The organism is Streptomyces sp. NPDC000880 (assembly GCF_053599675.1).
In genome coordinates this window covers 1-6,191 of the sequence record NZ_JBSFMS010000208.1, presented here as the reverse complement: position 1 = coordinate 6,191, position 6,191 = coordinate 1, and the positions used below count along the sequence as shown (strand labels likewise).

The following is a 6,191-nucleotide window of genomic DNA, read 5'->3' as shown; positions in this document are numbered from 1 at the left end:
TACGGGAAGACGGCGGGGAAGAAGGCGTCCGCCTTCTCCGGCTCCCGGGTGAAGACCTCACCCCAGCAGTACGCGCCGGGCACGGCCTCCGCCTCCGCAAGGATTTCAGTCAGCCGCAGCCCGAACCGTACGTCACAGCTGTGCGCCCGCCCCGTACGCGCCGACTCCAGCAGCGCGTCCACCGCCGCACCGAACGAGCGCACCGCGTCGCTCCACTGCGGCAGCGCCACCCTCCCCTGATCGCCGACGATCTCGATGCTCGCGCCCGCCGCCTTCACCGGCGCGCTCAGGCCCACTGTCGCCGTGCTCGACGCCCCCGACGTGTGCCGCAGCAGCAGATGCACGGTGTCCTCGGGCCCGCGCGCCGCGGTCACTGCCGTCACATCGCCGAGCACCGGGATCAGTACGGACAGCACATGCGGGCCGACATCCCACAGCCCGCCCTTCTCACGCCGCCACGGCGACGCGGCGTACGCGCTGTCCCCGCCGGACGCGTACAGCGATCCGAGCCACTGCGCGTGGGCCGTGAACCAGCCGCCCACCGCCGCTTGCTCGGCGATCCAGGGCACGGTGTCCGCGGCGAAGCGCAGCGTACAGAAGACCACGGAAGCGACCCCGGCGCGCTCCGCCGCCAAGGCCGTCTCACGCGCCGCCGCCACGCTCGTCGCGACCGGCTTGTCCAGCAGAAGATTGCAGCCGGCCGCGGCCGCCCTGGCCGCGAGGGGCGCCTGGACGTCGGGCGGCAGCGCGAAGGCGACAGCGTCACAGGCGGCGAAGAGGGCGTCGGCGCCGTCCTCGCCGGAGTAGGCCGTCGTACCGTACGCGGCGGCGAGGGCTGCGCCCGCCTCGGGCCGCCGGGCCCACACCCCGGCGAAGTCGACATCAGGGTGGACGGCGAGCGCGGGAGCCTGGGTGTGCTCCGCCCAGGGGCCGGCGCCGAGGAGTCCGATACGCAACTGCTTTGCGGGCTTAGTCATGCCGCCCAGTGTGCCAACCACGGAAAATTGCCGGCCGGCCGCGGGACTCCGGTGTGACTTCCGAGACTTGCTCCCTGCGTGCGTACGGGTCAATTACCGTTCCGTGTACGCGGCTTCGCTCGCCCTCGACATACCGGCTGCACGACCACGACTGGCATCTGGGCCGGACGGCCGAGGCCATGGGCACGAGCTATGCCGATCTTGTCCGCCGGATCCGTGCCGCGGGCTTCGAGTCCCGGCTCGAGCAGGGGGTCGAGCGGATGGCCAGAGACTAAACTCCGGGCACCACGGGGGCGGCGCGGCCGGGCGACGCCCGCGGCAGGTGAGCGGCAGGAGCAGCCGCCTGACGCGCCGCGCGGCGGGCTGACCGGCCCGACGCCGCCGGGCCCGTCACCGGCCCGGCGTAACGTGGGGTTCACAAACGGGCAACGACCGGGAAATCACGGATTGCGATACTGCGCGACATACCGCTGCACCCGCAAAGGATTGAGTCCCGTGACCTTCAAGGCTGAGTACATCTGGATCGACGGCACTGAGCCGACCGCCAAGCTTCGCTCGAAGACGAAGATACTTGACGACGGCGCCGAGCTCCCCATCTGGGGCTTCGACGGATCCAGCACCAACCAGGCCAAGGGCCACGCCTCGGACCGCGTGCTCAAGCCGGTCTTCTCCTGTCCCGACCCGATCCGCGGCGGCGACAGCGACGACGTACTGGTCATGTGCGAGGTCCTCAACACGGACATGACCCCGCACGAGTCCAACACGCGTGCCGCACTCGCGGAGGTGGCGGAGAAGTTCGCCGCGCAGGAGCCGATCTTCGGCATCGAGCAGGAGTACACCTTCTTCAAGGGCGCTCGCCCCCTCGGCTTCCCCGAGGGCGGCTTCCCCGCGGCCCAGGGCGGCTACTACTGCGGCGTCGGCTCGGACGAGATCTTCGGCCGTGACGTCGTCGAGGCGCACCTGGAGAACTGCCTCAAGGCTGGCCTGGGCATCTCCGGCATCAACGCCGAGGTCATGCCGGGCCAGTGGGAGTTCCAGGTCGGCCCGCTCGCCCCGCTGGAGGTCTCCGACCAGCTGTGGGTCGCGCGCTGGCTGCTCTACCGCACCGCCGAGGACTTCCAGGTCTCCGCGACGCTCGACCCGAAGCCGGTGAAGGGCGACTGGAACGGCGCGGGCGCGCACACCAACTTCTCGACCAAGGCGATGCGCGAGGGCTACGACGCGATCATCACCGCCTGCGAGTCGCTGGGCGAGGGCTCCAAGCCGCTCGACCACGTCAAGAACTACGGCGCGGGCATCGACGACCGGCTGACCGGTCTGCACGAGACCGCCCCGTGGAACGAATACAGCTACGGCGTCTCCGACCGCGGCGCCTCGGTCCGTATCCCGTGGCAGGTCGAGCAGGACGGCAAGGGCTACATCGAGGACCGCCGCCCGAACGCCAACGTCGACCCGTACGTGGTGACGCGGCTGCTCGTCGACACCTGCTGCTCCGCTCTGGAGAAGGCCGGCCAGGTCTGATCCCCGCAGCGAGAACAAGAGGGCGCCCACCGGTCCGGCCGGTGGGCGCCCTTTTGCGCGCGTCGCGCCAAGTGGCCCTGAGGCAGGCTTTCGTCCGACGGTCCGGGGTTGCCTCCCGGAAATACACAGCAACGTGCGGAAGGCCACTGCTGCCGCACGACGGCATCTGCTTCAATAGGGGCATGGCCAGCTTCCAGCACATCGCGACAGGTCGCAGCGACCTTGAGCCGTTCTGGCCGTCCCGGCAGCACCATGACTTCGACCGGGTGTGTTGCCGCGCGGTGAACGCGCAGGCCCTCTAAAGCCGCTCACCCCGGTCTTCGGCCAGCGCGCACGACGTACGTCCGTCCTACCGACTCGACGTCTCCTCCGCGCGAAAGAGCTGAGCCCTCATGGCGAACTCCCGTTCCTTCTCCGCCGTATCCGCTACGACCGCCGTCAACCCCAAACCCGTGAGTCCGGGCCGCCACCGGCTGCGTGCCGTCGACCGCGACGAAATCGTCGCACCGGGCAGCCTCGTCGATGTGGCGGACTTCCTGCCGCCGGGGGCCACCTGGCTGCCCGCACCCCAGCACACCCTGCCCACCCTGCCGGGCCAGCCGCCGATGGTCGGCTACCTCGTCCTCGTACCGGCCGATCAGCAGCGGGCCCCGCTGGTGCCATCGGCTCCGGTCGACGGCGCGGAGGGTACGGGTCCGGTGACGATCAACAGCTTCCACCGCACAGCCCACGTGGACGGGCGGACGCTGGATCTGACCTACCTCGAGTTCGAGCTGCTGGCGCATCTGGTGGCGCACCACCACCGGGTGCACACCCGCGACCAGTTGGTGACCACGGTGTGGGGCTACGGGCATGTGGGCGACGGCCGGACGGTCGACGTCCATGTGGCCCGGCTGCGCCGCAAGCTGGGCGCCGAGCACCGCCGCACGATCCAGACCGTGCGGCGGGTCGGCTACAAGTACGCACCGTGAGATGAGCCCTGGGCCCGGTTTCCGCAACGCCCTAGACGCGGGACCGGGCCCTCGCCACGCCTCCGATCGCGAGGTCGACCACCAGGAAGACCAGCAGGCTGATGCCCAGCATCGGGACGAACCAGCCGATCGCCGCGGTCACGGCGGCGATCGGCAGGAGCAGGGTGCTCGGCACCTTGCGCCACGCGCCGCGCGGCATCGGGCGGCCCGCGCTCAGCTTCCGTTCCTTCGTGGGCCTGCGCAGCCACCACATCCGGTAGCCCCACAGGATCAGCAGGATGAGGGCCAGCGCGAGCGCGGCCAGGGCCAGCTGGTTGACCAGCCCGAGGAAGACGCCGGTGTGGGCGTCGATGCCGAAGCGGGTCAGCTTGGCGAGCAGTGGGTAGTCGGCGAACCGCAGCTCGTCGATGATCTTTCCGTCCTTCGGGTCGACCGCCACCGAATCCAGATGGACCGGGAACTGGGTGTCGGTCTCCTTGACGATGTAGCCGCTGCCCTCGGCCGGCAGTATGACCGACATCTTTCCGTCGATGCCGGCGGCACGGGCCGATGCGAGTGCCTTGTCCAAGCCGACGTCGGCACCCTGGTGGGCTCCTGTGTGCCCGCTGCCGTGGCCCTCATGGCCGCCATTGGTGCCGGCGCCGCCTTCGAGGGTCGCGGAGACGGTGGGCGTGGCCCCGCCGAGCTGGTCCTGCACCGCGCCGATGTTCTCGCCCGCGTACCGCGACCAGGTCAGTCCGGTGGCGGAGAGCAGGACGAGTCCGGTCACCGCCCACAGGCCGACCGAGCCGTGCCAGGAGAGCGTTCTGCGGCGGCCCTTGACGCCCCGCTCGGGGACGAACAGAGCGCGCTTCGCGGTGCGCCGACGGCCGAGCCAGAGCAGCAGGCCGCCGAGGGCGACGACCCACAGCCAGCTGGCGGCCATCTCGCTGTAGTTGCGGCCGAGGTCGCCCAGGTGCAGATCGCGGTGGAGCTCATCGAGCCAGGTGCGCAACGGGAGGGCGCCCGAGCTGCCGAAGGAGGTCAGCTCGCCGCGTACGTCGGCGGTGTACGGGTCGACGAAGACGGCGAGGGACTTGCCCTCCTCGACGTCGGGGGTGGCCATCAGTACCCGGGTGGTCGCGCCGTCCTCGTACGAGGGCCAGACAGCGGTCACCGTGCCGTCGGGGTGGGCCTTGCGGGCGGCGACGACCTGGGCGGAGAGCGGGACGGCGCGGTCGCCTACGGAGACAGTCAGCTCATCGCTGTAGAGCAACTTCTCGGCCTGGAAGGAGAGGGAGTAGAGCAGTCCGCTGGTCGCGGCGACGAGCAGCAGGGGGGCTATGAGCAGCCCTGCGTAGAAGTGGATACGCAGAACGAGGGGCCGTAGTGCGCGCCAGGTGGAGCCTGGCGCGGTCGCTGTCTCGGATTCGTCGGTCTGCGTGGGGACGTCAATGGCCATGGTGGTCCTAAGGAGTTGACGTTGACATGGGGAACGGGCCCCAGGTCAGACGGCTGCTCCGGGGGCCGTGGCGAGGGGTGCGGGGAACGCGGGCGGGCCGCGCCGGGTCAGCGCGTGCGCGAGGTGTACGCCGTGCAGGCGCCGGGGCCGCGGGCTCTGCGGGACCGGGCGCGGGGCTGCGGGCAGCCGGACGAGGGTGAGCAGCAGGCGCAGCGGGGTGAAGGCGAGATGCCCGACGGCGTGGGCGAGCCGGAAGAAGGCGGCCTCGCCGCGGGCCAGCCAGAGAGCGCAGACGGCGGCGGCGACGAGGTGGGCGGCGAGCATGCCGGCGTCCGGGTCCATGGTTCCCACGTCGATGGTTTCCATGGACGTGGGAACCATCGACGTGGTGGCACGCTCGGCGTGATGGTGGTGCCGGGACGGCTGTCCGCCGGCTCCGGAGAAGATCAGATGCAGGGCGCCCTGGACGGCGAGGAGGCCGGTGCCGATGGCCCGGACGCCGCGGCGTCGTCCGCCTGCGAGCCAGCCGACGGCCATGGTCGTGGCGAAGGCGGTGAGCAGGGCGGGGATGGGGATGTCATGCGCAGATACGAGCGAATGCGCCATGGCGGCCAGTGCGATGCATACCGCCGCGAAGAGTGCGGCCCGCAGGGCGCGTATTGGCGACCGGGCATCTGTCATGGTCCGCACATGCTCCCATCCCGTGGGCGGTTGCGGGAGGGGGCCACTTCCGCGGGCAGCGGAATCCCTGTGCCTGGCTCTCCCCGCCGGGCAGAGTCGTCGTTATGAGACTTCTGATGCTGGGGGGCACGGAGTTCGTCGGCCGTGCGGTTGTCGAGTCGGCGCTGGCGCGTGGCTGGGAGGTCACGGTCTTCCACCGCGGGCGGCACACGGCGCCCGCCGGCGTCACCACGCTGCTCGGCGACCGGACCGCGCCAAACGGACTTGCGGCGCTGGCCGACGGGGAGTGGGACATCGTCGTCGACACGTGGTCGGCCGCGCCGTCCGTCGTACGGGACGCGGCGCGGCTGTTGGCGGGGCGGGTCGGTCACTACGTCTATGTGTCGAGCTGTTCGGTGTACGCCTGGCCCCCGGCGCTCGGCCATGACGAGACCAGCCCGGTGGTGGAAGGCTCGCCCGACGCGGGCGAGGTGGCTTACGCGGAGGCCAAGCGGGGCGGCGAGTTGCGGAGTTGCGCAAGCAGATCGCAGAGATTTCCGAAGCGGGGCTCCGTGATGTGGCGCCGTCGACCGACCTGCGCCACTGGTACCACCACGACCG

At 70.9% G+C, this 6,191-nt stretch carries 6 protein-coding genes; 3 read left to right on the top strand and 3 right to left on the bottom strand.

Going from position 1 to position 6,191, the window contains the following annotated elements; all coding sequences use genetic code 11:
- A partial coding sequence (locus tag ACWDO5_RS34915; protein WP_450534557.1) for a Gfo/Idh/MocA family protein occupies positions 1–977 on the bottom strand: 977 nt, incomplete at its 3' end.
- Positions 978–1,472: 495 nt separating this feature from the next.
- Here ACWDO5_RS34915 and glnII point away from each other — a divergent pair.
- Together glnII and ACWDO5_RS34905 are read left to right on the top strand one after the other, a co-directional pair.
- Entirely contained in the window at positions 1,473–2,498 is a 1,026-nt protein-coding gene (gene glnII, locus ACWDO5_RS34910) for a glutamine synthetase (RefSeq protein ID WP_450534556.1), read from the top strand.
- Positions 2,499–2,890: 392 nt separating this feature from the next.
- The gene (locus ACWDO5_RS34905) at positions 2,891–3,469 is read left to right on the top strand and encodes a winged helix-turn-helix domain-containing protein (protein WP_450534555.1); all 579 of its coding nucleotides are present in this window, start codon (positions 2,891–2,893) and stop codon (positions 3,467–3,469) included.
- Positions 3,470–3,500: 31 nt separating this feature from the next.
- Here ACWDO5_RS34905 and ACWDO5_RS34900 read toward each other — a convergent pair whose 3' ends face one another.
- Positions 3,501–4,910, bottom strand: coding sequence for a PepSY-associated TM helix domain-containing protein (locus ACWDO5_RS34900; protein ID WP_450534554.1), 1,410 nt, complete (start codon positions 4,908–4,910; stop codon positions 3,501–3,503).
- Between the two features lie 45 nt (positions 4,911–4,955).
- A complete protein-coding gene (locus ACWDO5_RS34895; RefSeq protein ID WP_450534553.1) occupies positions 4,956–5,591 on the bottom strand; it encodes a hypothetical protein in 636 nt (211 codons plus the stop codon).
- A 104-nt stretch (positions 5,592–5,695) separates the two neighbouring features.
- Between ACWDO5_RS34895 and ACWDO5_RS34890 the strand changes: the two genes are divergently transcribed.
- On the top strand, positions 5,696–6,191 hold a 496-nt coding region (locus ACWDO5_RS34890; RefSeq protein ID WP_450534552.1), incomplete at its 3' end, for an NAD-dependent epimerase/dehydratase family protein.

Bases quoted from the DNA above. Each gene is read 5' to 3' on its own strand.
- ACWDO5_RS34900 (WP_450534554.1), bottom strand. From the start codon at position 4,910: ATGGCCATTGACGTCCCCACGCAGACCGACGAATCCGAGACAGCGACC.
- ACWDO5_RS34905 (WP_450534555.1), top strand. From the start codon at position 2,891: ATGGCGAACTCCCGTTCCTTCTCCGCCGTATCCGCTACGACCGCCGTC.
- ACWDO5_RS34895 (WP_450534553.1), bottom strand. From the start codon at position 5,591: ATGACAGATGCCCGGTCGCCAATACGCGCCCTGCGGGCCGCACTCTTC.